Origin of the sequence: Bordetella ansorpii, from assembly GCF_900078705.1 — a bacterium.
GTDB lineage: Bacteria > Pseudomonadota > Gammaproteobacteria > Burkholderiales > Burkholderiaceae_B > Bordetella > Bordetella ansorpii_A.
In genome coordinates this window covers 229,710-245,754 of record NZ_FKIF01000007.1, presented here as the reverse complement: position 1 = coordinate 245,754, position 16,045 = coordinate 229,710, and the positions used below count along the sequence as shown (strand labels likewise).

The window sequence follows — 16,045 nt, the reverse complement described above, 5'->3', positions numbered from 1 at the left end:
TGACATCCTGAGGCTGGTCCGCCGGCCTTGCCCACTGTCCTTCATGCGAGGTCCTATGCTCTCGAACTTGAAAGTCAAAACCGGTTTGTTGTCCGCGCTGCTGGCCATGGTGGCCATGGCGCTGGCTTCCATCGGCATGGGTTGGGTCAATGCGAATGATGGGGAGGCCGCGCTCAACCGGCTGGACAGCCTGAGCGTGCGCCAGAACGCGTTGCTGAAGGACAGCTACGTGATGATGCTGCGCTCGATCATCCGGGCTGACATCGCCGCCGCGCAGCAGCAGGCAGGGGACTCGGCGGGATTCTCGCAAAGCATGTCCATGCTGCAGTCGCAGGTGGCCGATGGTCTTAAAAAGGTCGAGGTTTTCCGCGAAATTCCCAAATTGTCCGACGTGGGGCGCGCGACGGCGGATGATCTGGTGGCGGCCTTCCATGGCCTGGCCGCTTCGATTCAGGAAATGCAGGCCGCATTGTCCGCCAATGACGCCAGCCGTTTCCTGGAATTGAAGAACACCAAGGTCAGCGCGGCAAGCGTGGCATTGTCGGGCAGGCTCGATCAGTTCGGCGCCAACATCCAGACAATGAGCGAACGCACGCTGGCTGAATTCCGCCGCCAGGTCCGTCTGGTCGATATCGTCTATCTCGTCATGATCGTCATGACGCTGGCGATTGCCGGTGGCGCGTTCCTGTTCATGATCCGGGGCGTGCTTCGCCCCCTGAAGGAAGCCGGCGCGCATTTCGACCGCATCGCCGCGGGCGACCTGACCGCGCGGGTGGACGCGCGCAGCAACAATGAGATCGGCCAGTTGTTCGCGGCGCTCAAGCGCATGCAGGAAAGCCTGACGCGCACGGTCAGCACCGTGCGCCGTGGCGTGGACGAGATCAACGTGGGGTCGCGCGAGATATCCGCGGGCAACACCGACCTGTCCAGCCGTACCGAGCAGCAGGCGGCCTCGCTGGAAGAGACCGCGGCCTCGATGGAGCAGTTGGCGTCGACGGTGAAACAGAACGCGGACAACGCGCGCCAGGCCAACCAACTGGCGGCCAGCGCCTCGCAGGTGGCCGAGCGCGGCGGCGCTGCCATGTCGGAAGTCATCAGCACGATGGAAGACATCTCGGCCAGCTCGCGCAAGATTGCCGAGATCGTGTCGGTGATCGACGGCATCGCGTTCCAGACCAACATCCTGGCGCTGAACGCGGCGGTGGAAGCGGCGCGCGCGGGCGAGCAGGGCAAGGGTTTCGCGGTGGTGGCGGGCGAGGTTCGCTCGCTGGCGCAGCGCAGCGCGCAGGCGGCCAAGGAGATCAAGGTGCTGATCGAGGACTCGGTCAGCAAGGTGGACACCGGTTCGCAGCAGGTCGAACGCGCGGGCGTCACGATGCAGGAAATGCTTGGCTCGTCCAGGCGCGTGACGGACATCATGGGCGAGATTTCGGCGGCGTCGGAAGAGCAGTCCGGGGGCATCGACCAGGTGAACCGCGCGGTGTCGCAGATGGACGAGGTGACGCAGCAGAACGCGGCGTTGGTGGAAGAGGCGGCGGCGGCGGCGGGTTCGCTGCAGGAGCAGGCGCAGCGCCTGGCCGAGGCCGTGGCGGTGTTCCGCATCAACACCGGCGAGGTCATCGATGTGGCCGCGAAGCTGGATGCGCAGCGCCAGGCGCCGCGTGTTCCTGCAGCCGAGAAGCCGGCACCGCCAAAGCGTGCCGAGAGCGTTGCGCGGCAAGCCGATCCGATCAAGCCGGCGCCCGCGCAGCGCCGTCCCGAGCGCCTGACGCAGTCCGATATCTCCATGGCGGGCGAGGACGCCTCCGTGCGCCAGCCCGAGCGGCGAGCCGCGAAGCAGGCTGCCCAGGATGCCGCGGCGCCAGCGCCCGCGGTGAAAAAGGCGCCGGCCGCACTGGCGCCCAAGCCGGCCGGCCAGCCAGCGCTGCGCAAGACGACTGGGAATCCTTTTGACCGCGCGACGCGCGGCAACCATGGGGTAAATGATGCGATATCTGAAAGTCATGGCAATGGCCGGGATGCTGGCACTGGGAGGATGCTTGGCCTCGGGCCACAACTTCGACCCGGGCAAGCTGTCCTCGCTGACGCCGGGCCGTACGACGATCGCCGAGGCGGCGCGCGCGCGCTGACGGCCGCGCCCGATCAGGTCTACGCACAGAGCGACGGCACCACGCTGGCGCTCTGGCGTTTTCATGTCACGTTTGTGCCAGACGGACTGTACAGCCGCAAGGAAGCCTTGCTGCAGTTCGGCCCCGACGGACGGCTGATGAGGTTGGTGGATAGCACCAATATCCTGCTGGAACCCTGGGAGCGGCAGAAGTTGTTGGGGCCGGAACCTGCGCCGATCGCGCCGGTGGCCATCGCGCCGCAGGAAACCGTACCCGAGTCCGGTTGGATCGTCATCCCACCGGGGGCGACGCAGTAATCCACGATACCCGGGCGCAATGCCCGGTGGCGCTCTCCGTACGGCCACCAGGTCGGACGCACGGAAGGCGGCTTTTCTTTTTATGAATTATTCCTGGAAACAGGGGGGCTTATGGACACGAATCTGGAAGCAGGCGAGCAAAAAGGCAAGGCCAAGAAGCGCAAACGCGCACCCAAGCAGAAGCGTTCCATGAAGTTGCGTGACGCACGCGTCGGAACCATGCTGATGTGGGTTATGGGTCTGTTCGCCGTGCTCGTCGCCGCCATGGGCCTGATGGCTGCCTATTTCCTGCAGCAGAACTACCAATCGGTGTTGCAGATCACGCAGTTGACCGATCGAGGCAAGCAGGTCGAGATCATCAACAGCGACATGCTGCGCGCCCGGGTCTCCCTGATGGTGGCGGCACGCCATCTGCAGGAAGCCGGCTGGGGCGGCGGCGGCAGCGGCACTGGCCAGGGCGCCGCTTCCTCGTCGAACCAGGCCGCCAAGGATGCCCTGAAGGACGCCACGGATCTGCTGAATGGCGTTCGCAACCGCTTCTCCGATTTCCAGAAGAACATGCTGGAAGACGAGAAGGGCCGCCAGCTCTCCATGAACCTGGTGCGCCGCTACCGGTCGTATATCGACGACGGCGTCGATACCATGCTCGAAGCTCTGCGCAGCGAAGACTATTCGACGTTCTACATGGTGAACAACGAGTACGGCACGCCGCGCAGCGCGGCGTTCATCGAGGCCATCGGCCAGTTCACCAACTACATCCAGGACGCTCAGAACGCGACCACGGAACAGGCGCAGACCAGCTTCGAGCGGGCGCTGATCGCCGTGGTGGCCGCCGTCGTGCTGGCGGTGTTGCTGATGATCATGGCCCGCATCGTCTTCGGCCGTCTGGTGGTGCGTCCGCTGGTCGAGGCCGGTCAGCATTTCGACCGCATCGCTGGTGGAGACCTGACCGCGCGGGTGGAAGTGCGCAACAACAACGAGATCGGCCAGTTGTTCGCGGCGCTCAAGCGCATGCAGGAAAGCCTGACGCGCACGGTCAGCACCGTGCGCCGCGGCGTGGACGAGATCAACGTCGGTGCGCAGGAGATATCCGCGGGCAACACCGACCTGTCCAGCCGCACCGAAGAGCAGGCGGCCTCGCTGGAAGAGACCGCGGCCTCGATGGAGCAGTTGGCGTCGACGGTGAAACAGAACGCGGACAACGCGCGCCAGGCCAACCAGTTGGCGGCCAGCGCGTCGCAGGTGGCCGAGCGCGGCGGTTCGGCGGTGTCGGAGGTGGTCAACACGATGGAAGGCATCTCGGCGAGCTCGCGCAAGATCTCCGAGATCGTGTCGGTGATCGACGGCATCGCGTTCCAGACCAACATCCTGGCGCTGAACGCAGCGGTGGAAGCGGCGCGCGCGGGCGAGCAGGGCAAGGGCTTCGCGGTGGTGGCGGGCGAGGTTCGCTCGCTGGCGCAGCGCAGCGCGCAGGCGGCCAAGGAGATCAAGGTGCTGATCGAGGACTCGGTCAGCAAGGTGGGCACGGGTTCGCAGCAGGTCGAACGCGCCGGGGCGACGATGCAGGAGATCGTCAGTTCGGTCAAGCGCGTGACGGACATCATGGGCGAGATCTCGGCGGCGTCGGAAGAGCAGTCCGGGGGCATCGACCAGGTGAACCGCGCGGTGTCGCAGATGGACGAGGTGACGCAGCAGAACGCGGCGCTGGTGGAAGAGGCGGCGGCGGCGGCGGGTTCGCTGCAGGAGCAGGCGCAGCGCCTGGCCGAAGCCGTGGCGGTGTTCCGCATCAATGCGGGCGAGGTCATCGATCTGCCGTCCGCGCAACTGCAAGGCTATGGCACTGCGCCGATGGTGACGCAGGGGTGATGCTCCGCCTCGCAGGCCGTCATCGCCTGGCTTGACGGCCAGTCATGGCGGCTCGAACGGGCCGGGTTCCCGCGGGAACCCGGCCCGTTCTACTTTGACGTGCCAATGATGGTGTTGCGCGATCATGCCCGAGGCGGCGTTGCCCGATGGTGCGGCGTCCCGCCGCGCCCTTTTTGCCTTGGCAGCCGTTATCGGCCGGCCAGCCGCAGGATCAGGTCGCTGATGGTGCGGAACGCGGCCTGGAACTGGTCTTCGAAGAAAGGCCCGGAGTGCGGCAGCACCACCGACAGCAGTATCAAACCGCCTATCAAGTGGATGGGGAAGCCGATGGCGAAGACCGTCAGCTGCGGCGACGCGCGGTTCAGGATCCCCAGCGCCAGGTTGACCGTCAATTGAGAGCAGATCAGCGGGAGGGCCAGCAGCAGGCCCGCCGTGAAGATGGTGCCGCCCCATTCCAGCAGGACGCCCCAGCCGTTCGGATCCAGTCCATCCAGGCCGACCGGCAACACCTCGAAACTGCGCATCAACGCAGCGAGCATCAGCAGGTGGCCATCCAGCGACAGGAAGAGCAGGGTTGCGACGATATTGAACAGACGCGACAGCACGGCGGTGTTCGCGCCGATCGAGGGATCGAAGAACGACGCGAAAGACAGGCTCATCTGCAGGCCGACGAACTCGCCGGCGGTCTGGACGGCGGCGAACACGATACGCATCACCAGTCCGATGGACATGCCGATCAGGATCTGCTGCACCAGGATCCAGAGCGCGCCGTAAGAGTTCAAGGGAATGGCAGGCATGGGACCGAGGCTCGGCGCGACCGCCACCGTCAGCATGACTGCCAGGCCGATCTTGGCCATGTTGGGAATGCTGGACTCGGCGAACAGCGGCGAGGCGCCGACCAGGGCCAGCATGCGCACGAACGGCCACAGGAACTGGCCGATCCAGCCGGTGAGCTGGTCCAGTGTGAAGGAGATCATGGCGTGCGCCGGCCCCCGGCCCGGTCAGGAGGTCAGCATCGGTATCTGGCTGATCAACTGACGGATGTAGTCGGTCATCAGGCCGAGCAGCCACGGGCCCAGCAGAACCAGGCCTCCGCAGATGGCCAGCAGCTTGGGAATGAAGGCCAGCGTCATTTCGTTGATCTGCGTGGCCGCCTGGAACACGCTGATGACCAGGCCGACGATCAGGGTGATCATCAGCAGCGGACCGGCCATCATCAGCGCGACCTTCATCGCCTGATAGATGATGGACATGACGGTTTCGGAAGTCATGGGGCGTCCTCCTTCCGGGTCATTGGTAGAAGCTTTGCGCCAACGAGCCCAGCAGCAGGTGCCAGCCATCGGCCAGCACGAACAGCATGAGCTTGAACGGCAGCGAGACCGTCACGGGCGGCACCATCATCATGCCCAGCGCCATCAGCACGCTGGCCACGACCATGTCGATGATCAGGAAGGGGATGAAAATGGTGAACCCGATCTGGAATGCCGTCTTCAATTCGCTGGTGATGAAGGCGGGAATCAGCACCCGCATGGGAACCTGCGAGGGGCTGTCCATCGCCGGCTGCTTGGCCATGTCCGCAAACAGCGCCAGGTCGCTCTCGCGCGTCTGGTGCAACATGAAGGTCTGAAGCGGCGCGGAGGCGCGCTGCACGGCGGTCTCGAAGTTGATGGTGCCGGCGTTCAGCGGTTGATAGGCCTCGGTGTAGATCTGGTCGAAGACCGGCGACATCGTGTAGAAAGTCAGAAACAGCGCCAGGCCGATGAGGACGGTATTGGGCGGCGAGGTCGGCGTGCCGATCGCCGTGCGCAGCAGGCCCAGCACGATGATGATGCGGGTGAACCCGGTCATCATGAGCAACGCCGCCGGCAGGAAGGACAGCGACGTCATCAGCAGCAGCGTCTGCATGCTGAGCGAGTAGGTTTCCGAGCCGCCGGGTCCGGGGGTGGACGTGATGGCGGGCAGCGTGGCCTGGGCCAGCGTGGCGCCGGGCCACAGGGCCAGCGCGGTCAGCAACAGCACGGCCGCCTGGGGCCAGGCCGAACGCAGGCGTGCTGGGCAGCGGCGATAGAGGAAAAACATGGTGTCCGGGAAGGCTACGGGCGTTTGTTCAGCGCCTCGGTGAAGCGCTTGGCCAGCGTCGTCGCAAAGGTGCCGTTGGCCGGCGGACCGGCAACGGCCATGGACGCGTCGCCCTCGGCGGCGGAATCGGTGCCCGACTCGGCGGGCAGCGTATGCAAGGGGGTCATGCCATTGGGCGTGACGCCGACCACCACCCAGGTATCGCGCACCTGGACGATGAGGATGTTCTGGCGCGGACCGACCGTCTGGCTGGCGACGATGCGCAACACGCCCGCGCCCTGCCTCGGCAACAACCCGGACCGACGTGCCAGCCAGGCCGCCAGCAGGATGGCGGCCACGATCAGCCCCAGGGCGACCGCGACGCGCAGGACGTCGGCTTGCGTCATCGGGTCAACGGCGGTTGTTCAGGCGGTTCAGCCGTTCCGACGGGGTGATGATGTCGGTCAGGCGGATGCCGTACTTTTCTTCGACCACGACCACTTCGCCCTGGGCGATGAGGTAACCGTTGACGAAAATGTCCATCGGCTCGCCGGCCAGGCCATCGAGTTCGACGACGGAGCCCTGGCCCAGCTGCAGCAGGCTCTTGATGGTCAGGCGGGTGCGGCCCAGTTCGACGGTGAGCTGGACGGGGACGTCCATGATCAGGTCGATGTCGGTGCCGGTGACGCCGTCCTTGCCGACCAGCGGCTTGAAGACGGACTCCGCGGCCGGCTTGGCCGACGACGGGGCGGGCGCGCTGGGCGCCGGCGTGCTGGCAGCCGGGGCGCTGGCCGCGGCCGCGACGGGTTCGGGGGATTTCAGGCCGTCGGCCTGGGTGGGAGGATTGGGGACGCGGGCCTGCTCCGCGAGCGCATCGGCCCAATCGTCGGCGGCCGAGGAGGCGGGCGTGCTGCTGTCGCCGGTCTGGTCAGTCATTTTCAGGGGCCTCGGGGGATTCGAAATCGTAGTTGAGCATGTTCTGTACGCGCAGGGCGTACTGGCCATTGAAGACGCCGTAGCCGCATTCCATGATCGGCACGCCGTCGATGTGGGCGGTTACGGTTTGCGGGACATCGATGGGCAGCACGTCGCCGACTTTCAGGCGCATCAGCTCGCCGATCGAGGAGGGGATGCGCCCGAACTCGGCGGCCACCTGCACGTCGGCGCTGCGCACCTGCTTGGACAATTGCTGGGTCCAGCGCTGATCGACCTCTTCGAGGGCGGTTTCCTGCAAGGGGCGGGTCAGCAGGTCGCGGACCGGTTCGATCATCGAGTACGGCAGGCAGATGTTCAGGTCGCCGCCGGTGGCGCCGAACTCGATGTGGAACGGCGTGACCACCACCACTTCGTTGTCACCCGTGATGCTGGCGAATTTCGTGTGCATTTCGGAGCGCACGTACTCGAACTCGATGGGATACACGGGCTCCCAGGAGCGGCCGTAGCATTCCAGCGTCAGGTTCAGCAGGCGGCGGATGATGCGCTGCTCGGTGTTGGTGAAGTCGCGGCCCTCGACGCGCGTGTGGTAGCGGCCATCGCCGCCGAACAGGCTGTCGATGACCAGGAACACCAGGTTCGGATCATAAGTGAACAGCGCCGTGCCGCGCAGCGGCCGCATCTGAATCATGTTCAGGTTGCTGGGCACCGGCAGGTTGCGTTCGAAATCGGCGTACTTCTGGATGCGGATGGCGCCGACGGAGATGTCGGCGCTGCGGCGCATGAAGTTAAGCAGCACGTTACGCATGCCGCGCGCGAACCGTTCGTTGATAAGCTCCAGCGTCTGCATGCGCCGGCGCACGACGCGGTCCGGCGAACTGAGATCGTAGGCTCGTGTACCGTCGGCTTCGGATTGCGCGGGAGTTGCGTTTTCGCTCTCGCCGGTGACACCGGCGAGCAGGGCATCGACTTCGTCCTGGGAAAGAAACGCCTCATAAGCCATGCTTATTGCACCACGAATTCCGTAAACAGCACGTCGGTGACGTACTGGCCGTCAGGGATGGGCGAGAACGGCTTGTTGATGGCTTGCATGATGGACTTGGCGAGCTCGGTGCGGCCTTGCGGCGTGCGCACGGTCTGGGGCGTCTGCGCCGACAGCACCATCAGAACGCGGCTGCGGACCTCGGGCAGGTATTTCTCGATGCGCGTGCGGGTTTGCTCGTCGCTGACGCGCAGCGTGATGCCGACGCGGACGATGCGCTCGGACTCCTGGTCTTCCACGGTCGCGGTGAAGGGCTCGAGCGGCACGAAGATCGGGGCCGGAACGGGCTGGGGCGCGGCCGGCGGGGCCACGAACGTGGTGGGCTGGGCGCCCGGCTGGCCGGGAACGGCGCCGGGCTGGCCCGACGCGCCCACGCCCAACTGAACCGGGCTGAGGTCGCGAGCGCCTTGCCAGTGCAGGAAAAACCATGTGCCCGCGACACTGAGGCCGGCAACCAGCAGCAGAATCACCAGCATGAGCAGCGGGCGCAGCAGGCGGCCGATGCCGCCGGAGGAAGAAGCTGCGCCAGGCGCTGCGGAGGGAGTCTTGGAGGTCGCCATCTCGTTGTCGATACGGGTTGTGCGGCTGAAACTGAACCGATGATGATGGAATGAAAGCATTCTGCCCCAAAGTCCGCGTGCCCAGGCACGCGAAAAACAGGACGAAAGCGGGGTATCTCAGGCTATTACGGCACGTATTTGCTTAAGCAAAGGTGTCCACCAGGGCATTGGGGTCACGCGCCACGGCAACCTGCTGGACGATGACGCCATCGCCTTGCGCGTCGCCGCCGCCCGCGCCCTGGCCGCTACCCTTTCCTGACGCGGAGGACTGGTCCCGGGCGAAGGGGTTCTCCTGCTCGCCCACGTCGGCCTGGCCCAGCGAGATGCCGGCATCGGCCAGCGCCTGCTGCAATTGCGGCAATGCCGACTCCAGCGCATGCCGGACGGAGGCATGGGCGGACACGAAGCTGGCCGTGGCCACGCCGTCGGACAGGCTCAGCGTCACGCGCAGCGGACCCAGGTCGGGAGGATCCAGGCGCAGTTCGGCGGTCTGCTGCCCGCGCTGGGCATCGCCGCCCAGCAGGACCAACTGGCGGCCGAGGTCGCGGCCCCAGTTCGCCGAGCCCACGGGGCTGGCCACTTCCAGCGGCGGCGCCGCCGGCGCCGGACGCGCATCGGCGGCCGCGGACGTTGCCTGAGCCGGCGCGGTGCGCATGGTGGCGGCCGTCAGCGCGGCCACGTCGCCGCGGGCGTGCGGGCTGTCGTGCTGGGACTGCGAGCCGGTCTGGGACCCGAAGTCCGGCAACTGCGCCGCCACGGCCTCGACGGCCGTGGTCTGGTCCTGGGGCAGGCCGTCCTGCGTCGCGGCGGCGGTCTGGCTGCCTGCCGTGGCGTGGCCGGCGGCGCGCGGATCACGCGCGGTGGCGATGGTCTGGCGCAGCGCGGCCAGGGGCGTGACGTTTTCCTGGGACAAGGCAGGTGCCGCGGCGGGCAGCGCGGCCTGGATGGCCTGGCTGGCCTGCTGCGGCAGGGCGGCGGCGTGCGGTGCCGGTGTTGGCGCCGGTGCCGGTGCCGGTGCGGCTTGCGCGGCGGGCGCCGGCGTCTTGTCGGCCTGGCCGGCGGCCTGCGCCGGCGTGCCGGCCGCTGCCGCTGCCGCTGCCGCGGCAAGCGCGGCACCCGGCGCGGCGGCTTGCTGGGCGGCCAGCTTGGCCGCCGACTGGGACTGCAGCGCGGCAGACTGCGCGGCAATCTCGAGCGCCTGGATCGGCAGGCTCGGCGCTTGCTGCGCGGCGGCGGGCACCGGCTGGGCAACCTGGACGTCGGCCGGGGCGGGCTGTGGCGCGCCCGAGGCGTCCGCCGTGGCAGCGTCGCTGGCGGTGTCCTTGTCGCTTACGGCAGGATCGGCCGGTTGCTGCGCGTCGGCCTGGGGGGCGGGCGCGGCCTCCTGTTGCGGGCCGGCCGGCTCGTGTTCCGAGGGCTTCTGGGTGGCCGGCTTGTTCTCGGACTTCCTGGCCGGCGCTTCCTGGCGCGAGGCGTTCTTCTGTTCGGCCAGCGTCTTCGAGAAGGACGGGCTCTTGTCGTCGCTCTTGATGGCGGGTTGGGCCGGGGGGGCCGCCGGGGTGATCGGCAGCAGGCTGGCAAGCGGAGCGGTGTTAGGCATTTTGGGTGTCCCGCTGGGAATCAATAGTGGGCTTGGCCGCGCGCGATGCGGGCCGAATATTCGTCGCTGGCGCGTTGTTCGCGGCGGTTCTCCGCCAACTGCTCGACGCGCACCTGGCGCTGCGAGAGGGCGTCGAACGAGTTCAGCTTGCGCTGCTGCTGTTGCCAGTGCTGGCGGCCGCGAGCCAGGTGGTCGTCGGCCGTGCGCAGCACGCTGGTCTGCTGGCCGATGGCGTCGTCCAGGGTGGAGATGAAGCGCTGGTAATTCTGGCAATCGGCGACCGACATGCCCGTTTGCATGGCCTGCTGCAGCCGTTGCAGGTAGTCCTGGCGGTAGTCGTACAGCATGGTCAACTGGCGTTCGGCCTGGGTGCGCTCGGCGTTGAGCTTGCCCAGTACGCGGGCCGCCTCGTCGGCGCTTTCCTTGGCCAGTCCGAGCAGCATGTCCAGAGGGAGTTGGCTAGGCATAGGTTTCCTTGATCTCGAAGGAACCGCGCAGTTGATCGATGGCGGTCGTGTAGTCGACGTTGTCGGTGATGTCCTGCTGCAGATAGGCTTCCAGGCGCGGATAGCGCGCGATGGCGTCGTCCAGTTGGTGATCGTTGCCGGCGGCGTAGGCCCCCACGGCGATCAGGTCGCGGTTGCGCTGGTAGCGCGAGAAGGTCTGCTTGAAGCGGCGCACCAGCGAGAACTGTTGCGGCGAGATCAGCGACGTCATCGCCCGCGAGATGGACGCTTCGATGTCGATGGCGGGGTAGTGGCCGGCTTCGGCCAGGTGGCGCGACAGGACGATGTGGCCGTCCAGAATGGCGCGCGCCGAGTCGGCGATGGGGTCTTGCTGGTCGTCGCCTTCGGCCAGCACGGTATAGAAGGCGGTGATGGAACCCGCCTTGCCGTTGGGGCCGGGCGCGCCCATGCCGGTTCGCTCGACCAGTGCGGGCAGGCGCGCAAAGACCGAGGGGGGATAGCCCTTGGTGGCGGGTGGCTCGCCGATCGCCAGCGCGATCTCGCGCTGCGCCATGGCGTAGCGGGTCAGCGAGTCCATGATCAGCAGCACGTCCAGGCCCTGGTCGCGGAAGTGTTCCGCCAGGCGGGTGGCGTAGCTGGCGCCCTGCAGGCGCAGCAGCGGCGACACGTCGGCCGGCGCGGCCACCACGACCGAACGGGCCAGACCCTCGGGGCCGAGGTTGTGCTCGATGAATTCCTTGACTTCGCGTCCGCGCTCGCCGATCAGGCCCACGACGATGATGTCGGCGCGCGTATAACGGGCCATCATGCCCAGCAGCACGCTCTTGCCCACGCCGGAACCGGCGAACAGGCCCATGCGCTGGCCGCGGCCCACTGTCAGCAGGCCGTTGATGGCGCGCACGCCCACGTCCAGCACGGTGTCGATGGGCGCCCGCGACAGCGGGTTGATGGGCAGGGCGGTCAGCGGCGCGGCCTCGGCGCCGGTCAGCGGACCGAGGCCGTCCAGCGGGCGGCCGGCGCCGTCGACCACGCGGCCGAGCATCGCGTTGCCGACCGGCAGGTGGCGGCCCAGTTGCGGCTTGGCGTTGCCGTTCAGCTCGGCCTTGCGCGGCAAGGGGACAGGGCGTTGCACCGCGGGTTCGCTGGGCATCACGCGGGCGCCGGGCGGCAGGCCGGAGATGTCGGCCTGCGGCATCAGATAGAGGGTGTGGCCGTCGAAGCCGACGACCTCGGCGTCCGCCCAGTGGTCGTGTCCGCGGGCGATCTCGATGCGGCACGCGGCGCCGACGGGCAAGCGCAAACCGGTGGCATGCAGCACCAGGCCGGTGGCGCGGGTAATGCGGCCCGTGACCAGCCAGGGCTCGGTCGACGCTGCCCGGATCGACCCGATCTCCAACTGCGTCTTCCAGCGCTCGGGCAACGGCGCGGCGGCCACGTCGGGCTGGGGCTGCATGGCGGGATTCATGGCTGGTCGTCCCACGAGGCGCTGCGGCCCAGGGAGGCGGCCACGCGGCGCCAGCGCGTCTGCAGCGTGGCGTCGATGTCTCCATAGGGCGTTTCGGCCCGGCAGCCGCCGCGCGCGATGGACTCGTCGGCCAGCACGCGCCAGTTGCCTTCCTTCAGTTCGTCGGCCAGGTGCAGGCGCACCAGTTCGAGGTCGTCGGGATGGATCCACAGGCGCAGTGCGCCTTGGGGCGGCGTGGGGTTGATGTGCAGCACTTCGCGCACCGCCGCCAGCATGGCTTGCGGTTGCTCGGCCAGTTGCTGGCGCACGACCTGGGCGGCGATGTCGAGCGCCAGGGTGATCAGGCTTTGGCCCATCTGTTCTTCGATGCCGCGCAGCGATATGGCCAGGTTGGCCGCCAGGGCGTTCAGGTGGGCGGCTTCCTCGCGTCCCTGTTCGCGGCCTTGGGCCAGGCCTTCGGCGTAGCCTTGCTCGCGGCCCGCGGCCAGGCCTTCCTTGCGGCCTTCCTCGCGGCCGGCCGCCAGGCCCTGCTTGCGGCCCTCGGCCATGCCCTGCACGCGGCCCTCGGTCCGGGCCTGTTCGCGCAGCGCCTGGCGCACTTCCTCGGGGTCCGGGCCCGGGTCGGGCAGGGGCGCCGGTTCGACGGGGGCTTCCTCGACCTTGGGTTCGTCGAACGACGTCATCTGCCAGCGCTGCCAGGCAGCGCGGCGCGACAGCGAGGGCCCGACGGAACCACGGTCAGACATACGCGTCGTCTCCCGAGTTGCCCAGCACGATCTGGCCGCTCTCGGCCAGGCGTCGGGCAATCTGCAGAATCTTCTTCTGCTCGCTCTCGACCTTGGACATGCGCACGGGGCCCTGGGCCTCGAGGTCTTCGCGCAGCATCTCGGCGGCGCGGCTGGACATGTTGCGCAGGAACTTGTTGCGCAACTCGTCCTGGGCGCCCTTGAGGGCGATCATGAGCATGTCGTTGTCGATTTCCTTGAGGATGAGCTGGATGCCGCGATCCTCGACTTCCAGCAGGTTCTCGAAGACGAACATTTCGTCGATGATCTTCTGGGCCAGGTCGGCATCGCGTTCGCGCAGGCTGTTGACCACGGCCTCTTCCTGCGTCGAGTTCATCATGTTGAGGATCTCGGCCGCGGTGCGCACCCCGCCCATCTTGCTGCGCTTGGCGCTCTGGCCGGACAGCATGGAATTCAGCACTTCGGTCAGTTCGGCCAGCGCCGAGGGTTGTACGCCGCCGAAGGTGGCGATGCGCAGCATGACGTCGTTGCGCAGGCGATCGGTCAGCAGGGCGAGCACGCCCGCGGCGCGGTCGCGCTCCAGGTGAACCAGGATGGTGGCGATGATCTGGGGGTGTTCGTTGCCGACCAGTTCGGCGACGGTGACCGGATCGAGCCAGTTCAGGGCGTCGATGCCGCTGCCGCCTTCACCGGCCTCAAGGATGTCCTCGATCAGGCCGGCGGCGCGGTCGCTGCCCAGCGCCTTGGTCAGCACGGTGCGGATGTAGTCGTCCGAGCCCAGCGTCACGGCGGTGAACTGGTCCGCTTCCTGGCGGAACTCTTCGAGCACGCCGCCGACGTCGCGGCGGGTCACCTGCTTGAGGGTGGCCATCGAGGCGCCGACCTGCTGCACTTCACGCGCGGTCAGGAAACGGAAGACCTCGGCGGCGGCGTCCTCGCCCAGGGACATCAGCAGGACGGCGCTGCGGGTCATGCCGTCCATGGGTTTGCCGTCATTGATCATCTTTGCTCATCCAGGTGCGCAACACCATTGCAACGGCGCGCGGGTCTTTGGTTGCCATGTCGCGGGCGCGCTGCAGATTCTCTTCGTAGCGGTCGATTTCGCGAGCGCGGGCGGTGTTCTGGGCCTCGCGCTCGGCGTCGCGGCGGTCCTGTTCTTCCTTCTCGGCATCCACCGGCGGGTAGAAGTGATCCATGACCGCCGGTTTGATGCGGCGATACAGCCACAGCACGATGATGATGGCCAGCAGCCAGCCCAGCACGGTCTTGCTCAGGGCGATCAGCTCGGCATCGCGCCACAGCGGCACGCTGGGCTCGGCATCGTTGAACTGGCTGTTGACCACGTTCAGCGAGTCGCCGCGGGCCTCGGAATAGCCCATGGCCTCGCGCACCAGGTCGGTCAGCTTGTTCAGTTCTTCCGGCGGCAATGCCTTGGCTTCGCCGCCATCCTTGCCCGGCAGGTAGTTGACCACGACGGCCACCGACATGCGCTTGAGCACGCCGACGGGTTGCTTGATGTGGCTGATGGTGCGATCGACTTCGTAATTGGTGGTGGAGTCGTGGCGGCTGCTGGTGGAGGTGCTGGGCGCCTGCGTGCCGGCGGGCGCCGTCCCGGTGGCGGTGCCGTTCTGCTGCGGCTGCTGTCCCTGCTGCTGCTGCTGCTGCTGTTGTTGGCCTTGCTGGCCGGGCGGCTGCTGCGGGTTGTTCAACGGCGCCTGGGTCGGCGCCGGGACCTGGTTGCTGAGGGCGCCGGGCACGCCGCGTGCCGGATCCATGCCGGTCTGGCGCGACTCGCTGGTCTGCTGGCTGCGCATCGCACCCTGGCCGGGCTCCTGGTTGGGACGGTAGACCTCGGACGTTTCCTCGCGGCGGGCGAAGTCGACGTCGGCGGTCGCCTGGGCATGCACGTTGCCCGGGCCGACCAGCGGGTTCAGGATGGTGAGGATGCGTTCGACGGCGCGCTGTTCGACCTCACGCACGAAGCGCATCTGGTCGGCATCCATGCCGCGGCCTTCGCCTTGCGGAGCGGACAGCAGGCGACCGTTCTGATCGACGATGGAGACGTTGTCCGCCGTCAGCTCGGGCACGCTGGAGGCCACCAGCCAGGTGATCGACGACACCTGGGCGTCGGCCAGGCTGCGGCCGGGGTACAGGTTCAGCAGCACGGACGCGGTGGGCGACTGGCGCTCGCGCACGAACAGCGACTGGCGCGGCATGGCCAGGTGGACGCGCGCCTTCTGCACGCCGTTCATGGCTTCGATCGAACGGGCCAGTTCGCCTTCCAGGCCGCGCTGGTAGTTGATCTGCTCGGTGAACTGGCTGGCGCCGAACCGCGCGTTGTCCATCAGCTCGAAACCGACGCTGCCGCCACGGGGCAGGCCCTGGGCGGCGAGCTGCATGCGCGCGTCATAGACACGGTCCGCCGGCACCATGATGGCCGTGCCGGTTTCGTTGTAACGGTAGGGCACGTTCATGGTGCCCAACGCGGCGACGATCGCGCCGGAGTCGCGGTCCTCCAGGTTGGAGAACAGCACCTTGTAATCGGGTTCGCGGCTCCACATCGCCAGCACGGCGATGACGGCCACGAGGGCCGCGGCCGCGCCGAGCAGGATGGGTTTGGGCAGAGTCCGTACTTTCTCGAGTACCGGAAACCTTGCCAGAAGCGACGCACCGAGGGTTGCCTGTTGGTTCATCGGTGGCTCCCGCAAGCTTCGCGGAGCAGGGATTCTAACGACATGGTCGAGGAAGGCAGGTTACACATGCAACGTGCTTTAGGTCGGGGAGCGTGGATTATGGCGGGCGCCCGTGCAATCCCAATCGCCGAAAACAACCGTTTTTTGGCGTTACTTGTCTCCTATTGTCCGAATCGGCACCGCCCGGCGC

14 protein-coding genes and 2 pseudogenes are annotated in these 16,045 nt (G+C 67.4%); 3 read left to right on the top strand and 13 right to left on the bottom strand.

From position 1 onward, the window contains the following. The first annotated feature begins 55 nt into the window (after window positions 1-55). From A6745_RS27955 to A6745_RS16830, 3 genes and pseudogenes are all read left to right on the top strand, one after another. Window positions 56-1,953: pseudogene (locus A6745_RS27955) on the top strand (methyl-accepting chemotaxis protein). 29 nt (window positions 1,954-1,982) lie between these two features. Beyond that, window positions 1,983-2,425, top strand: a pseudogene (locus tag A6745_RS27950) (hypothetical protein). A gap of 111 nt (window positions 2,426-2,536) precedes the next feature. Next, entirely contained in the window at window positions 2,537-4,291 is a 1,755-nt protein-coding gene (locus A6745_RS16830; protein ID WP_066129578.1) for a methyl-accepting chemotaxis protein, read from the top strand. Window positions 4,292-4,479: 188 nt separating this feature from the next. On the opposite strand, the gene fliR is transcribed toward A6745_RS16830, so the two are convergent. From fliR to fliF, 13 genes are all read right to left on the bottom strand, one after another. Beyond that, entirely contained in the window at window positions 4,480-5,268 is a 789-nt protein-coding gene (gene fliR / locus A6745_RS16825) for a flagellar biosynthetic protein FliR (protein ID WP_066129575.1), read from the bottom strand. Between the two features lie 24 nt (window positions 5,269-5,292). Continuing rightward, on the bottom strand, window positions 5,293-5,562 hold the full coding sequence (gene fliQ / locus A6745_RS16820; protein WP_066129572.1) for a flagellar biosynthesis protein FliQ: 270 nt from the start codon (window positions 5,560-5,562) through the stop codon (window positions 5,293-5,295). 19 nt (window positions 5,563-5,581) lie between these two features. Next, a complete protein-coding gene (gene fliP / locus A6745_RS16815; RefSeq protein WP_066129569.1) occupies window positions 5,582-6,370 on the bottom strand; it encodes a flagellar type III secretion system pore protein FliP in 789 nt (262 codons plus the stop codon). Between the two features lie 14 nt (window positions 6,371-6,384). After that, window positions 6,385-6,756, bottom strand: coding sequence for a flagellar biosynthetic protein FliO (gene fliO / locus A6745_RS16810; protein WP_066129567.1), 372 nt, complete (start codon window positions 6,754-6,756; stop codon window positions 6,385-6,387). A 4-nt stretch (window positions 6,757-6,760) separates the two neighbouring features. Then, entirely contained in the window at window positions 6,761-7,285 is a 525-nt protein-coding gene (gene fliN, locus A6745_RS16805; RefSeq protein WP_066129564.1) for a flagellar motor switch protein FliN, read from the bottom strand. After that, window positions 7,278-8,285 (bottom strand): flagellar motor switch protein FliM, encoded by a 1,008-nt coding sequence (fliM, locus tag A6745_RS16800; RefSeq protein ID WP_066129561.1) that lies wholly within the window; start codon window positions 8,283-8,285, stop codon window positions 7,278-7,280. Before fliM ends, fliN begins: the two co-directional genes overlap by 8 nt. 2 nt (window positions 8,286-8,287) lie before the next feature. Continuing rightward, window positions 8,288-8,884 (bottom strand): flagellar basal body-associated FliL family protein, encoded by a 597-nt coding sequence (locus A6745_RS16795; RefSeq protein WP_066129559.1) that lies wholly within the window; start codon window positions 8,882-8,884, stop codon window positions 8,288-8,290. A 142-nt stretch (window positions 8,885-9,026) separates the two neighbouring features. After that, on the bottom strand, window positions 9,027-10,484 hold the full coding sequence (locus A6745_RS16790) for a flagellar hook-length control protein FliK (RefSeq protein ID WP_066129555.1): 1,458 nt from the start codon (window positions 10,482-10,484) through the stop codon (window positions 9,027-9,029). A 20-nt stretch (window positions 10,485-10,504) separates the two neighbouring features. Continuing rightward, the gene (gene fliJ / locus A6745_RS16785; RefSeq protein ID WP_066129552.1) at window positions 10,505-10,951 is read right to left on the bottom strand and encodes a flagellar export protein FliJ; all 447 of its coding nucleotides are present in this window, start codon (window positions 10,949-10,951) and stop codon (window positions 10,505-10,507) included. Beyond that, the gene (fliI, locus tag A6745_RS16780) at window positions 10,944-12,416 is read right to left on the bottom strand and encodes a flagellar protein export ATPase FliI (protein ID WP_066129549.1); all 1,473 of its coding nucleotides are present in this window, start codon (window positions 12,414-12,416) and stop codon (window positions 10,944-10,946) included. The genes fliJ and fliI overlap by 8 nt, the downstream gene beginning before the upstream one ends. Further along, entirely contained in the window at window positions 12,413-13,162 is a 750-nt protein-coding gene (gene fliH, locus A6745_RS16775) for a flagellar assembly protein FliH (RefSeq protein ID WP_066129546.1), read from the bottom strand. Before fliH ends, fliI begins: the two co-directional genes overlap by 4 nt. Continuing rightward, window positions 13,155-14,165, bottom strand: coding sequence for a flagellar motor switch protein FliG (gene fliG, locus A6745_RS16770; protein WP_066129543.1), 1,011 nt, complete (start codon window positions 14,163-14,165; stop codon window positions 13,155-13,157). Before fliG ends, fliH begins: the two co-directional genes overlap by 8 nt. Continuing rightward, entirely contained in the window at window positions 14,155-15,855 is a 1,701-nt protein-coding gene (fliF, locus tag A6745_RS16765) for a flagellar basal-body MS-ring/collar protein FliF (RefSeq protein WP_066129540.1), read from the bottom strand. Before fliF ends, fliG begins: the two co-directional genes overlap by 11 nt. Between the last annotated feature and the right edge of the window lie 190 nt (window positions 15,856-16,045).